The 15,066-nt window shown below is 68.4% G+C and carries 15 protein-coding genes; 11 read left to right on the top strand and 4 right to left on the bottom strand.

Annotation, left to right across the window (positions count from 1 at the left end; translation table 11 throughout):
* The first annotated feature begins 56 nt into the window (after window positions 1-56).
* Genes ABD164_RS16985 through ABD164_RS16975 form a run of 3 tightly spaced genes read left to right on the top strand, consistent with a single transcriptional unit; the run spans window position 57 to window position 4,521 of the window.
* A complete protein-coding gene (locus ABD164_RS16985; protein ID WP_344297711.1) occupies window positions 57-674 on the top strand; it encodes a TetR/AcrR family transcriptional regulator in 618 nt (205 codons plus the stop codon).
* Window positions 668-2,401 carry an ABC transporter ATP-binding protein gene (locus tag ABD164_RS16980; RefSeq protein WP_344297710.1) on the top strand — a complete coding sequence of 578 codons (1,734 nt, stop codon included), beginning with the start codon at window positions 668-670 and terminating at the stop codon, window positions 2,399-2,401. The genes ABD164_RS16985 and ABD164_RS16980 overlap by 7 nt, the downstream gene beginning before the upstream one ends.
* Entirely contained in the window at window positions 2,398-4,521 is a 2,124-nt protein-coding gene (locus ABD164_RS16975) for an ABC transporter ATP-binding protein (protein ID WP_344297708.1), read from the top strand. Before ABD164_RS16980 ends, ABD164_RS16975 begins: the two co-directional genes overlap by 4 nt.
* Here the strand turns inward: ABD164_RS16975 and ABD164_RS16970 are convergent.
* Both ABD164_RS16970 and fbaA read right to left on the bottom strand, forming a co-directional pair.
* Window positions 4,508-5,110 carry a DUF6264 family protein gene (locus tag ABD164_RS16970; protein WP_344297706.1) on the bottom strand — a complete coding sequence of 201 codons (603 nt, stop codon included), beginning with the start codon at window positions 5,108-5,110 and terminating at the stop codon, window positions 4,508-4,510. The two genes, ABD164_RS16975 and ABD164_RS16970, sit on opposite strands and share 14 nt — an antisense overlap.
* Before the next feature lie 8 nt (window positions 5,111-5,118).
* Window positions 5,119-6,261 carry a class II fructose-bisphosphate aldolase gene (fbaA, locus tag ABD164_RS16965; RefSeq protein WP_344297704.1) on the bottom strand — a complete coding sequence of 381 codons (1,143 nt, stop codon included), beginning with the start codon at window positions 6,259-6,261 and terminating at the stop codon, window positions 5,119-5,121.
* Window positions 6,262-6,503: 242 nt separating this feature from the next.
* On the opposite strand from fbaA, the gene glpX reads away from it, so the two are divergent.
* The 3 genes from glpX to ABD164_RS16950 all read left to right on the top strand — a co-directional run bounded on the left by glpX (window position 6,504) and on the right by ABD164_RS16950 (window position 9,421).
* The gene (glpX, locus tag ABD164_RS16960; RefSeq protein ID WP_344297702.1) at window positions 6,504-7,505 is read left to right on the top strand and encodes a class II fructose-bisphosphatase; all 1,002 of its coding nucleotides are present in this window, start codon (window positions 6,504-6,506) and stop codon (window positions 7,503-7,505) included.
* A gap of 46 nt (window positions 7,506-7,551) precedes the next feature.
* On the top strand, window positions 7,552-8,937 hold the full coding sequence (locus ABD164_RS16955; RefSeq protein WP_344297700.1) for an MFS transporter: 1,386 nt from the start codon (window positions 7,552-7,554) through the stop codon (window positions 8,935-8,937).
* A gap of 88 nt (window positions 8,938-9,025) precedes the next feature.
* Window positions 9,026-9,421: a VOC family protein gene (locus tag ABD164_RS16950; protein ID WP_344297698.1), complete on the top strand. Its 396-nt coding sequence runs from the start codon at window positions 9,026-9,028 to the stop codon at window positions 9,419-9,421.
* Window positions 9,422-9,478: 57 nt separating this feature from the next.
* On the opposite strand, the gene ABD164_RS16945 is transcribed toward ABD164_RS16950, so the two are convergent.
* Together ABD164_RS16945 and ABD164_RS16940 are read right to left on the bottom strand one after the other, a co-directional pair.
* Window positions 9,479-10,894 carry a DNA recombination protein RmuC gene (locus ABD164_RS16945; RefSeq protein WP_344297697.1) on the bottom strand — a complete coding sequence of 472 codons (1,416 nt, stop codon included), beginning with the start codon at window positions 10,892-10,894 and terminating at the stop codon, window positions 9,479-9,481.
* Window positions 10,895-10,960: 66 nt separating this feature from the next.
* Entirely contained in the window at window positions 10,961-11,578 is a 618-nt protein-coding gene (locus ABD164_RS16940; RefSeq protein ID WP_344297695.1) for a 3'-5' exonuclease, read from the bottom strand.
* A 153-nt stretch (window positions 11,579-11,731) separates the two neighbouring features.
* On the opposite strand from ABD164_RS16940, the gene ABD164_RS16935 reads away from it, so the two are divergent.
* From ABD164_RS16935 to ABD164_RS16915, 5 genes are all read left to right on the top strand, one after another.
* Window positions 11,732-12,523 carry a class I SAM-dependent methyltransferase gene (locus ABD164_RS16935; protein WP_344297693.1) on the top strand — a complete coding sequence of 264 codons (792 nt, stop codon included), beginning with the start codon at window positions 11,732-11,734 and terminating at the stop codon, window positions 12,521-12,523.
* A 64-nt stretch (window positions 12,524-12,587) separates the two neighbouring features.
* Window positions 12,588-13,037 carry a nitroreductase family deazaflavin-dependent oxidoreductase gene (locus ABD164_RS16930; protein ID WP_344297691.1) on the top strand — a complete coding sequence of 150 codons (450 nt, stop codon included), beginning with the start codon at window positions 12,588-12,590 and terminating at the stop codon, window positions 13,035-13,037.
* A 32-nt stretch (window positions 13,038-13,069) separates the two neighbouring features.
* Window positions 13,070-14,143: a redox-regulated ATPase YchF gene (gene ychF / locus ABD164_RS16925; RefSeq protein WP_344297689.1), complete on the top strand. Its 1,074-nt coding sequence runs from the start codon at window positions 13,070-13,072 to the stop codon at window positions 14,141-14,143.
* Between the two features lie 134 nt (window positions 14,144-14,277).
* Complete coding sequence (locus tag ABD164_RS16920) at window positions 14,278-14,502, top strand: FitA-like ribbon-helix-helix domain-containing protein (protein ID WP_344297688.1); 225 nt, start codon at window positions 14,278-14,280, stop codon at window positions 14,500-14,502.
* Entirely contained in the window at window positions 14,499-14,921 is a 423-nt protein-coding gene (locus tag ABD164_RS16915) for a type II toxin-antitoxin system VapC family toxin (RefSeq protein WP_344297687.1), read from the top strand. The genes ABD164_RS16920 and ABD164_RS16915 overlap by 4 nt, the downstream gene beginning before the upstream one ends.
* Window positions 14,922-15,066: the final 145 nt, after the last annotated feature.

The raw sequence follows: 15,066 nt of genomic DNA, 5'->3' as shown, positions 1-15,066 counted from the left end.
TCACGGCGTACACAACAGCGTTGGAGTGAGCGCTCACTCCGCTTAGAATCTCGCTCATGGAACAGACGAGCGAGCGTGTCAAGCGCGCCCGGCCCATGCCGGTCGAAGAGCGGCAGGCGGCGATCGCGCAGGCGACGATCCCACTGCTCTCGCAGTACGGCCGCGACGTGACGACCCGGCAGATCGCCGAAGCCGCGGGCGTGGCCGAAGGCACCCTGTTTCGTGCCTTCGCAGACAAAGACGCGATCATCGACGCTGCCGTCGCGCGGTTCCTCGACCCCGCACCGTTCCGTGAGGCGTTACGGCACATCGATCCCACGCTGCCGTTCGAGTTCAAGCTGCAGCTCGTGATCGACCGGTTCCACGACCGGTTCCAGGGCATCTTCGGGGTGTTCCAGGCGCTCGGCACCCGGCCCCAGCCGCCGCGCGACGCCGCGCGCGAGGTGATCGTCGGCATCTTCGAAGACCTGTTCCGTGCCGACGCCCACCGGTTGCGGGTGTCGCCAGAGCAGGTCTTCCAGTACGTGCGCATGGTCGCCTTCGCCTCGGCGATGCCGCAGTTCGGGCCGACGGTCGGCCTCGAGCCGCACGAGCTCGCCCGGCTCATCGCGTATGGCATCGTCACCGAGACATCCGGAGCACGCCCCAGTGAGAACGGAACCGACCCATGCTGATGAAACTGCTCACGCGGTACCTGCGCCCGTACCTGGCGCTGCTGCTCGCGGTCGTCGTGTTCCAGCTCGCGCAATCGATCGCCTCGCTCTACCTGCCGACCCTGAACGCCGACATCATCGACGACGGTGTCGCCACCGGTGACACCGGGTTCATCATCTCGACGGGCGGCCTCATGCTCGCCATCACCGGCGTGCAGATCGCCTGCGCCATCGCCGCCGTGTACTTCGGCGCGCGGGCCGCGATGGCCTTCGGCCGCGACGTGCGCGCCGCGGTGTTCCGCCGCGTCGCCGACTTCTCTGAGCAGGAGGTGTCGCGGTTCACCGCGCCGAGCCTGATCACCCGCACGACGAACGACGTGCAGCAGGTGCAGATGCTCGTGCTCATGTCGTGCACCATGCTCGTGTCGGCGCCGATCCTCGCGATCGGCGGGGTCATCATGGCGCTCCGCGAAGACCTCGTGCTCTCGTGGATCATGGTCGTCGCGGTCCCCGTGCTGCTCGTCGCGGTCGGGCTCATCATCTGGCGCATGGTGCCGCTCTTCCAGTCGATGCAGCAGCGCGTCGACGCCGTCAACCGCGTGCTGCGCGAGCAGCTCACCGGCATCCGCGTGATCCGCGCATTCGTGCGCGAGGGCGTCGAGAGCGAGCGATTCGATGAGGCCAACGACGCGCTCACCGACACCGCCCTGCGCGCGGGGCGCCTGTTCGCACTCGTGTTCCCCGTCGTGCTGCTCGTGCTCAACGTCTCGAGCGTGGCCGTGCTCTGGTTCGGCGCATTCCGCATCGAAGACGGGTCGATGCAAGTCGGCGCGCTCGTCGCATTCCTCAGCTACCTCGTGCAGATCCTCATGGCCGTCATGATGTCGACGATGATCGCGTTCCTGCTGCCGCGTGCCGCGGTCTCTGCCCGGCGCATCGGCGAGGTGCTCGAGACAAGCCCCACCGTCGCCGACCCCGAACGCCCGGTCACCGCGCTCACCAGCCCGGGCACCGTCGAGTTCGCCGACGTCGAGTTCTCGTACCCGGGTGCCGAACAGCCGGTGCTGCACGACCTGAGCTTCGTCGCCCGGCCCGGTGAGACGACCGCCATCATCGGCGCCACCGGCGCCGGCAAGACCACGATCGTGAACCTCATCGCCCGCCTGTTCGACGCTACCGACGGCACCGTGCGGGTCGGGGGCGTCGACGTGCGCGAACTCGACCCCGATGTGCTGAACGCGCAACTCGCCCTCGTGCCCCAGAAGCCCTACCTCTTCGCCGGCACCGTCGGCTCGACGCTGCGCTACGGCGACCCCGACGCCACCGATGCCGAACTTTGGGACGTGCTCGAGACGGCGCAGGCCCGTGACTTCGTGGCGGCGATGCCCGGCCAGCTCGACGCGCCGATCGCGCAGGGCGGCACCAACGTGTCAGGCGGGCAGCGACAACGTTTGTCGATCGCGCGGGCCCTGGCGAAGCATCCGTCGGTCTATCTCTTCGACGACTCGTTCTCGGCACTCGACACCGCCACCGACGCCCGCCTGCGTCAGGCGCTCGCGAACACCGTCGGCGACGCGACGATGATCATCGTCGCCCAGCGGGTCGCGACGATCGTGAACGCCGACCGCATCCTCGTCGTCGAAGACGGGCGCATCACGGCGCAGGGCACCCACCACGAACTCCTCGAGACGAGCGCGGCCTACGCCGAGATCGTCGAGAGCCAGCTGAGCCTGGAGGACGCAGCATGACCGAGCCGAACGAGAAGCCCGCCGCGCCGGTGCGCATGCCGCAGCGTCGCGGCCCCTTCGGCGGCGGCCCGATGGGCGGCATGGGCATGCCCGCCGAGAAGTCGATGAACTTCGGTCCGTCGGCCAGGAGGCTGCTCGGCCGGCTGCGGCCCGAGCGCACGCTCGTCGTCGCGGTCGTGCTGCTGGGGGTCGTGAGCGTCGTGTTCTCGGTGCTCGGTCCGAAGCTGCTCGGCCAGGCGACGAACCTCATCTTCGAGGGGTTCTTCTCGCTGCAGATGCCAGAGGGCGCGACGAAGCAGCAGGTCGTCGACGGGCTGCGCGCGGCCGGCAACACCCAGCAGGCCGACATGGTGCAGTCGATGAACCTCACCCCGGGCGCCGGAATCGACTTCGCCGCGGTCGCGACCGTGCTCGGGTGGGTGCTCGCACTCTACGTGCTGGCCTCGCTGTTCGGGTGGGCGCAGGGCTACGTGCTGAACGGCGTCACCCAGCGCACCGTCTACCGGCTGCGCGAAGAGGTCGAGCAGAAGCTGCATCGGCTGCCGCTCGCGTATTTCGATCGCATGCAGCGCGGCGAACTGCTCTCGCGGGTGACGAACGACATCGACAACATCTCGCAGTCGTTGCAGCAGACGATGAGCCAGTTGCTGACGTCGCTGCTCACCGTCGTCGGCGTGCTCGTGATGATGTTCGTCATCTCGCCGCTGCTCGCCGTCATCGCGCTCGTGACCATTCCGCTCACGCTCGTGATCACCACGGTCATCGCCAAGCGCTCGCAGAAGCTGTTCGTCGCCCAGTGGACCCACACCGGCACCCTGAACGCCCAGATCGAGGAGGCGTACTCGGGTCACGCGCTCGTACGGGTGTTCGGTCGGCGCCGCGAGGTCGAGCGGGGCTTCACCGACAAGAACGGCGAGCTCTACGACGCGAGCTTCGGCGCCCAGTTCGTGAGCGGCATCATCATGCCCGCGATGATGTTCGTCGGCAATCTCGTCTACGTCGCCATCGCCGTCGTGGGCGGGCTGATGGTCGCGGCCGGCTCGATCAGCCTCGGCGACGTGCAGGCGTTCATCCAGTACTCGCGCCAGTTCACGCAGCCGCTCAGCCAGCTCGGGTCGATGGCGAACCTGCTGCAGTCGGGCGTCGCGAGCGCCGAGCGCGTGTTCGAGCTGCTCGATGCCGACGAGCAGGTGCCCGACCCGGTGCCCGAATCGGTCGCCGACCCGGTCGCCGACTCGGTCGCCGACCCAGTCGCCGACTCGGTCGACTCGACCACACCCGTCGACACGTCGGGTCGCCTCATCTTCGACGATGTCTCGTTCAGCTACGACCCCGAGAACCCGCTCATCGAGCACCTCTCGCTCACGGCCGAGCCCGGCCAGTCGATCGCGATCGTCGGGCCCACGGGCGCCGGCAAGACCACGCTCGTGAACCTCATCATGCGCTTCTACGAGCTCGACGGCGGCCACATCACCCTCGACGGCGTCGACATCACCCGCATGACCCGCAACCAGCTGCGCTCACGCATGGGCATGGTGCTGCAGGACACGTGGCTGTTCACCGGCACGATTCGCGAGAACATCGCATACGGCCGGCCGGATGCCACGGAGAACGAGATCCTCGCGGCGGCACGCGCCACCTACGTCGACCGGTTCGTGCGCACCCTGCCCGATGGCTACGACACGATGCTCGACGACGAGGCATCGAGCCTGTCGGCCGGCGAGAAGCAGCTCGTGACGATCGCGCGTGCGTTCCTGGCCCGGCCCGAGGTGCTCATCCTCGACGAGGCGACGAGCTCGGTCGACACCCGCACCGAGCTGCTGCTGCAGCACGCCATGAACGCGCTGCGCAAGGACCGCACGAGTTTCGTCATCGCGCACCGGCTCTCGACGATCCGTGACGCCGACCTCATCCTCGTCATGGAATCGGGTTCGATCGTCGAGCAGGGCACGCACGCCGAACTGCTCGCCGAGGGGGGCGCGTATGCGCGTCTCTACGAGGCGCAGTTCGCGGCACCGGCCGAGCCGATCGACGACGGCGCGCAGGCCGCCGGGGCGATGCGCGCAGGCGCCACCGCGGCGATCGCGGCCGCCACCGACGACGAGGTCAGCGTGGCGTGATCGCCGCGACGAGCGCCGGGTCGTTCAGCACGATGACGAACATCGTCGCGTAGAGCAGTACGAACGAGACGACCCCCGCCGAGAGCGGCACCCAGAACGCGAGCCTGCGGGCGCGCAGGCGCGCGATCGACCACCACGCCGCGAGCACCCACAGCACGATCTGGGCGATCGAGCCCGCGAGCAGGATGCCGGGCACCTCGGGGCCCGGCACGTACTCGAAGCCGGCGACATCGGTGCCGAGCATCTCGGACGCCTGGCGGATCGCGGTCGGCAACTGGTCGGGCAGCGACTGCAACGTGCCGATCGCGCCCCACATGCCGAGCACGCCGATGACGAGCAGCACGATGGTCGCGAGGCGGTCGATCGGCCGGTCGCGACGTGCGGCGGCGGATGTCGCAGCGCCGGGTGCGGGCGGCCCGGCAGGCGCGGCGGCGGCCGGGGCCTCGAGCGCCGGCTCGGAGGATGCGTGTGGGTCGGCAGGAGGCTGCCACGTCCACCCCTCTGGTGCGTACTCGCCGTAGCGGGGACGGGGCCGCTCGTCACCGCCCCGGGCATCGCCGATGCTGCGAGCGGCCTCGTCCTGGGTCATCCGCAGCCTTACGCCGTGATCGACTGGCCGGCCGAACCCAGCTGGCGGGTCGACTCGCCGACGCGAACGGCCATCGCCGACTCGGCGACCTTGCCCCACGCACGGGGGTCGTACTGCTTCTTGTTGCCGACGCTGCCGTCGACCTTGAGCACACCGTCGTAGTTGTCGAACATGTAGCCCGCGATCGAACGCGTGAACGCGTACTGCGTGTCGGTGTCGATGTTCATCTTCACGACGCCGTTGGCGACCGCGGTGGCGATCTCGTCGTCGGTCGATCCCGACCCGCCGTGGAACACGAGGTCGAGCGGCTTGGGTGCGGTGCCGTACTTGGCGGCGAGGCCGTCTTGGATCTCTTTCAGCAGCTCGGGCTTCAGCTTGACGTTGCCGGGCGCGTAGACGCCGTGCACGTTGCCGAACGTGAGGGCGGCCATGTAGCGGCCCTGCTCGCCGAAGCCGAGCGCCTCGACCGTTGCGATCGCGTCGTCGAGCGTCGTGTAGAGGTGCTCGTTGATGTCGTGGCTGACCCCGTCTTCTTCGCCGCCGACGACGCCGATCTCGACCTCGAGGATGGCGTTGATCGCCTTCATGCGGGGGAGGATCTCGCGCGCGATCTCGAGGTTCTCGTCGAGCGGCACGGCCGAGCCGTCCCACATGTGCGACTGGAAGATCGGGTTGCGGCCCGCCTTGACCTCGGCCTCTGACGCCTCGATGAGGGGGAACACGAAGTCGGCAAGGGCGGGCTTCGGGCAGTGGTCGGTGTGCAGGGCGACCGTGATCGGGTAGCTCTTGGCGACCTCGTGCGCGAAGCGCGCGAAGGCGAGGGCACCGGCGGCGCGGGCCTTCACGGTGTGGCCGGCGAAGTAGTCGGCCCCGCCGGTGGTCACCTGGATGATGCCGTCGGAGCCCGCCTCGCTCAGGCCCTGCAGCACCGCGTTGAGGGTCTGCGACGAGGAGACGTTGAAGGCCGGGAACGCGAAGCCCTTCGCCTTCGCGGCGTCAAGCATCTCGGCGTACTGCTCGGGGGTGGCGATGGGCATGCTGCTCCTTCGGAAGACTGTTGGGTTCGCCACGAGTCTACTGAGTTGCCGAGCGAGGCTCACGTGTGCGGGGTCGCTGCGGGCCGTTGCTGCCCCGTCCCGAAACAGGCACATGCGCTCGACAGGCCGCAGAAGTTCCTGCTCTCGGTGCCGGGGCGGCGTGTCTTCCTGTTTTCGGGACGGGTGCGGGCCGGAGCGGACGGCCTCGATCGAAGCCTTAAGATTCGACGATCTTTCATCGTCCTGGCCATGAAAATCCGTGCCGACCGTCTGCCGCCTGCCTAGGCTGGAACCGGGCGATCGCCCCCTCAGCCCGACCTCGACGAGGTCGATGACGCCTCCCGGAGGAACCCTCGATGGTGAGCACCGACACCGAAACCCTCTACTCGCACCCCGATCGCAACATCGCGCTCGAGCTGGTGCGGGCGACCGAGGCGGCGGCGATCCGCTCGTACCCCTGGATCGGCCGCGGCGACAAGCTCGGAGCCGACGGCGCTGCGGTCGACGCCATGCGCGCGTTCCTCGGCACCGTGAACTTCGACGGCGTCGTCGTCATCGGCGAGGGCGAGAAAGACGAGGCGCCGATGCTGTTCAATGGCGAGCGGGTCGGCAACGGGCGCGGCCCGGCGTGCGACATCGCGGTCGACCCAATCGACGGCACATCGCTGACGGCCGCGGGCCGCCAGAATGCGCTGTCGGTGATCGCGGTCGCCGATCGCGGCACGATGCTCGATGCGTCGAGCGTCTTCTACATGGACAAGATCGTGACGGATGCCGCGGGCATCGGCGTCGTCGACATCCGCAAGCCGATCGGGGAGAACCTTCGGGCGCTCGCCGCGGCGAAGGGCAAAGACGTCGGCGAGCTCCGAGTTGCCGTACTGAATCGTCCCCGACATGAGCAGCTCATCGCCGACATCCGTGCGGCCGGTGCGGGCACGCGCCTCATCAGCGACGGCGACGTCGCCGGTGGCATCAACGCGGCCCGCTACGAGTCGCGCATCGACATGTGCGTCGGCATCGGCGGCAGCCCCGAGGGCATCACCACGGCGTGCGCGATCAAGGCCCTGGGTGGGTTCATGCAGGGCCGACTCGCGCCGGGCGACGACGCCGAGCGCGCACGCGGCGAAGCCGCCGGACTCGACTGCGACAAGGTGTACGAACTCGACGAGCTCGTGCGCGGCGACAACACCTTCTTCGTCGCGACCGGCGTGACCGACGGCGAACTCGTCGACGGTGTACGCAAGAAGGGTCCGATCATCCGCACTGAGTCGATCGTGCTGCGCGGCCGTTCGGGCACGATCCGGCGCGTGCGCGCCGACCACCTCGTCGAGAAATGGCTCGACGCAGCCGACCGATGACCTGATCTCGTGGGCGGATGTCGGCGGCACGGGGCACAATGAACCGATGACCGACGCCAGTCGTCTTCCGCGCGCGCTTCGCCCGTTCTCGTCGGGCCAGTACCGCCTGCTGGTGGCGGCACTCTCGGCGTCGTTGCTCTCGGCGGGCGCCTGGCTCGTCGCCGCCGTGTGGCAGGTCGTCGAACTGGGCGGCTCACCAGTCGATCTCTCGTACGTCGCGGTGGGAGCGAGCCTGGGGCTCGTGCTCGCCGTGCTCTTCGGCGGGGTCGCGGCCGACCGCATTCCCCAGCGCTACATTCTGATCACGGTCGAGCTCGTGCGCGGAGTCACGTTCGCCACCGCCGCCGTGCTCGCCGCCTCAGGGGTCATCGAAGTCTGGCACCTTGCGGTGCTCTCGTTCGTGCTCGGTGTCGCCGACGGGTTCTTCTACCCTGCGTACTCGGCGTGGCTGCCCGCGATCCTCCCCGCCGAACAGCTGCTCGCGGCCAACGGCGTCGAGGGGGTACTGCGGCCCGCGGTCATGCAAGCTGCCGGTCCGGCGCTCGCCAGCGCGCTCATCGCGGTGCAGGGGCCGTGGCTCGCGTTCGCGGTCGTCGCCGTGCTACAGGCAGGGGCCGCCGCGGTGCTGCTGGTCATGCGCACGACCGCGGTTCGGCGTGATGCCGACGAGGTCGTGGTGCATCCGCTGCGGCAGTCGTTCATCGACATGCGCGACGGGTTCGCCTACCTGCTGCGCACGCGCTGGCTGTTCGCCACACTCGTGTTCTCGATCATCTTGGTGTTCCTCATCATGGGGCCCATCGAGGTGCTGCTGCCGTTCGCCGTGAAAGACCAGACCGGTGGCGGAGCCGGCGCGTTCGCGCTCGCGCTCGCCGCATTCGGTGTGGGCGGCGCGGTCGGTTCGCTCACGGTCGCGTCGGTGCGCATCCCGCGGCGATACCTCACGCTCATGATCCTCGCCTGGGGCTTCGGCTGCGTGCCGCTCGCGATCATCGGGCTCACGTCGTGGCTGTGGGTCATGGTCATCGCACTCTTCATCGTCGGCGTGCTCTTCGACGGCGCGCAGGTGGTCTGGGGCACGCTGTTGCAGCGCCGCGTGCCGCCATCGATGCTCGGGCGGGTCTCGAGCCTCGACTTCTTCGTGTCACTCGCGCTCATGCCCATCTCGATGGCGGTCGCAGGGCCGATCGGCGAAGCCATCGGGCTCGTGCCGGCGTTCCTCATCGCGGGCCTCGTGCCGCCGTTGCTCGCGATCGCGACGCTCGCGCTGGCACGCCTCGGCGAAGACGAGCTCGCGCATCCGCTCGACGACGCGCACGCCGACGCGACGATCGTGACCGGCGCCGAGGCTGCGGCGGGATTCGAGCTGCCGGTCGACGAACCTCACCCGCGTGCCGAGCGGTCGGGTCGCGCCGAGCCAGAACCGGGTTGAATGCGTGCCCGCCTCGACCGGTGTGCAGTCGAACTCTCGACGCGAACCGACGCGAGTGGGAGTCTTGGCGGGATGAAGGAGGATCCACATGGTCACCATTCGAGACGCATTCTCGGGGTTCAGTGTCGACGACATCACGGCTGCTCGGGAGTTCTACGGCACGAAGCTCGGGCTTGCGGTGAGCGACGAACCGATGGCCGGCGCCCTGCAGCTGTCGTTGCCGTCGGGGCAGGCGGTGTTCATCTATCCGAAGCCCGACCACGTGCCTGCCGCGTACACGATGCTGAACCTCGTCGTCGAGAACATCGACCATGCGGTTGACGAGCTCAACGAAGCAGGCATCGTGACGAAGATCTACGAGGCACCCGACGACTATGGCACCGATGAACGGGGCGTCGCTCGCGGTGGCCAGAGCGGTCAGGGACCCGATATCGCGTGGTTCCGCGATCCTGCCGGAAACGTGCTGAGCGTCATCGGCATGTGACGGCTGCGCCGCCTGCGGGGCGCAGATGTCGCGAGCCCGCAGGCGGCGGTGCCGTGCTCAGAGCGATGAGCGGATCTCGGGATCGATGTCTGCGATGAGGTCGTCGTGCTCGATGAGTGCCTCGATCTCGACCGGCGGATTTTCTGCGGTCGCGGTCGTGAACTCGTATGCAGTGAGTTCGCGGGGACTTTCTTCGATGCCCTCGAGGGTCGCGAGCACCTTGGTCTCGTCGAGCGCCTTGAGCTTGCGGGCGGTCGGCAGCACGCGCGACTCGAGGGAGCCGACGAAGGTGTTGTAGTCCTTCACGGTGCGTTCGATCGTGCGACCGAGCTTCTCGATCTGGCCTGCCGTGGTCGAGAGGCGCGCGTAGAGCTCACGGCTGAGGTCGAACAGGGTCTTCGCCTCTTTGGTGAGCACGTCTTGCTGCCAGCTGAACGCGACGGTCTTCAGCACCGACCACAGCGTGACGGGCGAAGCGAGCGCGACGCGCTTCGCGAAGGCGAACTCGAGCAGCGACGGGTCGGCTTCGAGCGCGCTCGAGATGAGCGACTCGCTCGGAATGAATGCGATGACCATCTCGGGAGAGGCTCCGAGGCCCTCCCAATAGGTCTTGCCGCCGAGCGCGATGATGTGGTCGCGGACCGCCTTCACGTGGCCCTTCATGAGGCGCTCGCGCTGCGCGCCGTCTGTGCCGGATGCGGTCGCCGGGATCTGGCTCGCCTCGAGGTACGCGTTGAACGGCACCTTGGCGTCGACGGCGATGTGCTTGCCGCCGGGAAGGTGGATGACCATGTCGGGTCGGCCGGCGCCGGCGTCGGTCGTGACGGAGTGCTGGGTATCGAAGTCGACGCGTTCGAGGAGGCCCGCAGCCTCGACGACGCTGCGAAGCTGGGTCTCGCCCCACACGCCGCGTGTGCTGTTGGAGCGCAGTGCCGACGCCAGGGACTCCGCCGTCGAGCGCAGCCGCTCCTCGTTCTCGGCGGCGATCTTGAGCTGCTGGCTGAGCTCGCCGTGCTGCTGGTGACGTTGCGTCTCGAGCGCCGTGACCTTGGCCTGCATGTCGGTGAGCGACTGCTTCACGGGTGCGAGGGCCTGCAGCACCTTGCTGTCGGCGGCTTCGCGGGCCTCGCGCTCATGTTGCTCGACACGCTGGCGTTCGATGATCTCTCGATATTGTGCCCGGGCGGCCTCGATCTGCTCGCGGAGCCCATCGGCGGTCGCCTCGAACGCGGCAAGTTCGGCGCGCAGCCGTGCCTGCACCTGCTGCTCTTCGGCGCGGATGCGAGCCTGCTCGGCGGCGCTGGCCGCATGCACTCCTGCGAGCTCGGCCTGGTGCCGTGCCTCGACGAGCGCGGGGTCTTCGGTCGCCAGGTCGGCACTCGATACTGCACGACGCTGGCCGAGGAACCACGCGCCGAGCGCGCCGAGGGCGATGCCGGCGACGAGGCCGATGACGAGCAGCAGAACTTCCATGCATCGAGTGTCGCAGCGCCCGCCGACATCGCCGTGCCGAGGCGTCGGCGAGGCGGGTCTCGGCGGCTACTGCAGGGCCATCGGGCCGTGCGTGGCGCGGTCATCGCGCACGGCGACCGAACCGATCGCGCCGAGTCGCACTCGCGTGATGTGCGCAAGTTGCTCGATGTCGCCGACCTCGTGGCGCGCGGCCGCGTGCACGATGATCGCCGCGCAGGCCTCGGCGTCGGCGAGCGCGTCGTGGTGCGAGAAGCCCTCGAAGCCGGCGGCCATCGCCGCAACGGGCAGCCGGTACGAGTCGAGGTGGTAGGTGCGCCGGGCGACCTGCAGGCTGCACAGCGAGCGGTAGTCGGGCACGGCGAGGCCCAGCGCCTCGGACGACTTCACGATGACGCCCATGTCGAACCCGGCGTTGTGCGCGACCAGCACGTCGTCGCCCGCGAACTCGCGCAGCCCTGCGACGCGAGTGCCCCAGCCCGGGGCATCGGCCACCATCGCCGGCGTGATGCCGTGGATGCGCACGTTCCACTGCGAGAACTCGTCGTGCGGGAACGGCGGCCGGATGTACCAGTGCACGCGGTCGACGACCCGGCCGTCGCGCACCTTGACGAGCCCCACCGAGCAGGCGGAGGCGCCAGAGGAGTTGGCGGTTTCGAAGTCGATCGCGGTGAAGTCCACTGGCACGCACGTATCGTCGCACGGCGGGCGGACACGGCTCGCTTGCGCAGCGGCGGGTCTCAAGACGCGTCGCTCCTCGACCGACGATCAGGCGAAGAAGGTTGACGGATGCCGCACGCAGGGCGTGGAATGGCACCGGCGGCGACGGGAGGGCACCTCATGGGCGATGAGCGATCCGAGGCGACACGCGGCGGACTCGTGGCCGACCCGGGCGACCCGGCGACGGTCAGGTCAGCGCGATCCTTCGGCGCGGCGGCATCGGTGTACCACCGCTCGCGCCCCGGCTACCCGACTGCGGCGATCGAGTGGGTCATCGGCGATGCGGTGCGCGTGCTCGACCTGGGCGCAGGCACCGGCAAGCTCACCGAGGCACTCGTCGAACTCGACCGCGATGTCATCGCCGTCGACCCCGTCGACGAGATGCTCGAGGAACTCGAGATCGCGGTGCCCGGCGTGCCGCGCATCCTCGGCACTGCCGAGGACATCCCGATCGAAGACCGCTCGGTCGATGCCGTGGTCGCCGGCCAGGCCTGGCACTGGTTCATCCCCGCGCGCGCGATCCCCGAGATCGCCCGCGTGCTGCGACCGGGTGGCGTGCTCGGGCTCGTGTGGAACAGCCGCGACATCCGTGCCGACTGGCTACGCCAGGCAGGCGAGATCATGCACGAGCGTCACGACGCGAGCGCGACGTTCGAGACGTACGTGACGGTCGGGCCGCCGTTCGGCGCCATCGAAGAGCACACGGTCGAATGGGTCGAGCGGATGTCGCGACAGCGGTTCCTCGATCTCGTGCGCTCGCGCTCGTATTTCATCACCGCGACCGAGGCCGAGCAGCATGCCATGCTCGCGGCCCTCGAGACCCTGCTCGAGACCCATCCCGACCTCGCCGGCGCCGACGAGCTCGAAGTGCCCTACCTCACGCACTGCTACCGCACCCGGCTGATCGGATAACCGGCATCGCCGTCGTGTTTCGGTGATCTGACACCGCCCTCACGCCGGGCGGTACTGTGAGCGCATGGATCTCGCAGCCCGCATGCTCAAGACGCGATGGATCGTGCGGTTGCCCATCGGGATCTACCGGGCGGGATTCGGGTTCGTCTTCGGCGGGCGCCTGCTCATGCTCGAGCACCTCGGTCGATCCTCGAAGAAGTGGCGGCAGGTCGTCCTCGAGGTCGCCGACCGCGAGGATCGAGACACCGTGGTGATCGCGTCGGGGTTCGGGCGGCACGCCCAGTGGTACCGCAACCTCGAAGCCGATCCGCGCTGCATCGTCAGCGTCGGCGCGATCCAGCGGCGGCGTGCGCGTGCAGAGCTGCTCGGCGAAGACGAGAGCCGTCGGTTGCTCGGGCGGTACGCGGCGAGACATCCCGCCGCGTGGAAGATGCTGGATCAAGCGATCAGGGATGCCACCGGCGAGGCCGACCCCTACATCCCGATGGTGCGACTGCGGCTCGAGCCCGCCTGAACCACATCGGCGTGCCGGTACGATAGACCCTCGTGGCTCTCACTATCGGCATCGTCGGCCTGCCCAACGTCGGCAAGTCCACCCTGTTCAACGCACTCACCAAGAACCAGGTGCTCGCGGCGAACTACCCGTTCGCGACGATCGAACCGAACATCGGCGTGGTGAACCTGCCCGATCCGCGCCTCGAGACGCTCGCGGGCATCTTCGGCTCCGAGCGCATCCTGCCCGCAGCCGTCTCGTTCGTCGACATCGCCGGCATCGTGAAGGGCGCCTCCGAGGGCGAGGGGCTCGGCAACAAGTTCCTCGCGAACATCCGCGAGGCCGACGCCATCGCGCAGGTCGTGCGTGGCTTCGACGACTCCGACGTGGTGCATGTCGAGGGCACCATCGACCCCAAGGCCGACATGGAGACCATCAACACCGAGCTGATCCTCGCCGACCTCGAGACCCTCGAACGCGCCGTCCCGCGGTTCGAGAAAGAGGTCAAGGGCAAGAAGCTCGACCCAACGGTGCTCGCGGCCGCCACTGAGGCGCAGGAGGCCCTGCAGAAGGGAACACCCCTGTCTGCGGCATCCGTCGATCTCGAACCGATCAGGGAACTGGGACTGCTGACCGCGAAACCGTTCATCTACGTGTTCAACGTCGATGAGGCGGTGCTGACGGATGCCGCTCGCAAGGCCGATCTTGCGGCGCTCGTCGCGCCTGCCGAGGCCGTGTTCCTCGACGCGAAGATCGAGTCGGAACTCATCGACCTCGACCCCGCCGATGCCGCAGAGCTGCTCGCGTCGACCGGTCAAGACGAGTCTGGCCTCGACCAGCTCGCCCGCGTCGGCTTCGACACGCTCGGCCTGCAGACGTACCTCACCGCCGGCCCCAAGGAGTCGCGCGCCTGGACGATCCACAAGGGCTGGAAGGCCCCGCAGGCCGCCGGCGTGATCCACACCGACTTCGAGCGTGGCTTCATCAAGGCAGAGGTCATCTCATTCGACGACCTCGTCGCGACCGGGTCGGTCGCCGAAGCGCGCGCCAAGGGCAAGGCCCGCATGGAGGGCAAGGACTACGTCATGCAGGACGGCGACGTGGTCGAGTTCCGCTTCAACGTCTAGGCCAAACCGTCGAGGAGTCGCCCTCAGGAGAAGACAAGGACTCGGCTGGTCGGGCCCCGGGTCAAGGCCGGGCGAGCCGTAGTGCGATCGCCGGGGCTGGAATGCTAGCATTGCTAGCAACAGGAGGAGCTTCGATGGGCACACTGACCGTTCGAAATCTCGATGACACGGTGCAGCAGCGACTTCGCGAGCGCGCGGCGGCCCATGGGCAGTCGATGGAGGCGGAAGCGCGCGCCATTCTTACCACTGTGGTGGGCCGCGCCGACTTCGTGCGCGATTGGCTGGACATAGCGGTGGAATATCGAGGAATCGAGCTCCCCGAGCCGACCCGTAGTGCGCCGCGGCCGTTCGACCTGTGATCGTACTCGACACGAATGTGCTGTCTGAGCCGATGCGAGTATCGCCCGACGCCAACGTGATGAAGTGGCTGCAACGCCTCGATGAACCCTCTGCAATCACCGCGATCAGCCTCGGTGAACTCCTCGACGGTGCGGCCCGACTCGCCCCTGGTCGTCGGCGGGACGGGCTCGTGACCGCGATCGAACGGGTCATCGAATCCCACAGGGGGATCGTGCTGCCCTACGACGATCGTGCAGCCCGCGCGCATGCCCGTTTCCAGGAGGCGCGACGCACAGCAGGGCGTCCGCTGAGCGTCGAGGACGGCATGATCGCGGCCATCTGCGACGTCGCCGGCGCACGACTCGCGACGCGGAACATCACCGATTTCGAGGGGCTCGGTATCGAACTGGTCAATCCATTCTCAGCTGATCAGACGTAGCGTGGCGGCGATGACCCTGCTGGTCCGGCAGGGCCGCCGGCTCCAACGTGGCGACGTGGGGGCGTTCCAGTTCAACGTCTAGTAGTACTTGGTTAGGTCTATTAATCTGCGTCGGATCCTGTTAATCTCGCGGCGTGGATAGTGC

This window comes from Agromyces neolithicus, from assembly GCF_039529735.1.
GTDB lineage: Bacteria > Actinomycetota > Actinomycetes > Actinomycetales > Microbacteriaceae > Agromyces > Agromyces neolithicus.
Note: the sequence above shows the minus strand (reverse complement) of the source record. Positions and strands in the feature narration are given on the sequence as shown.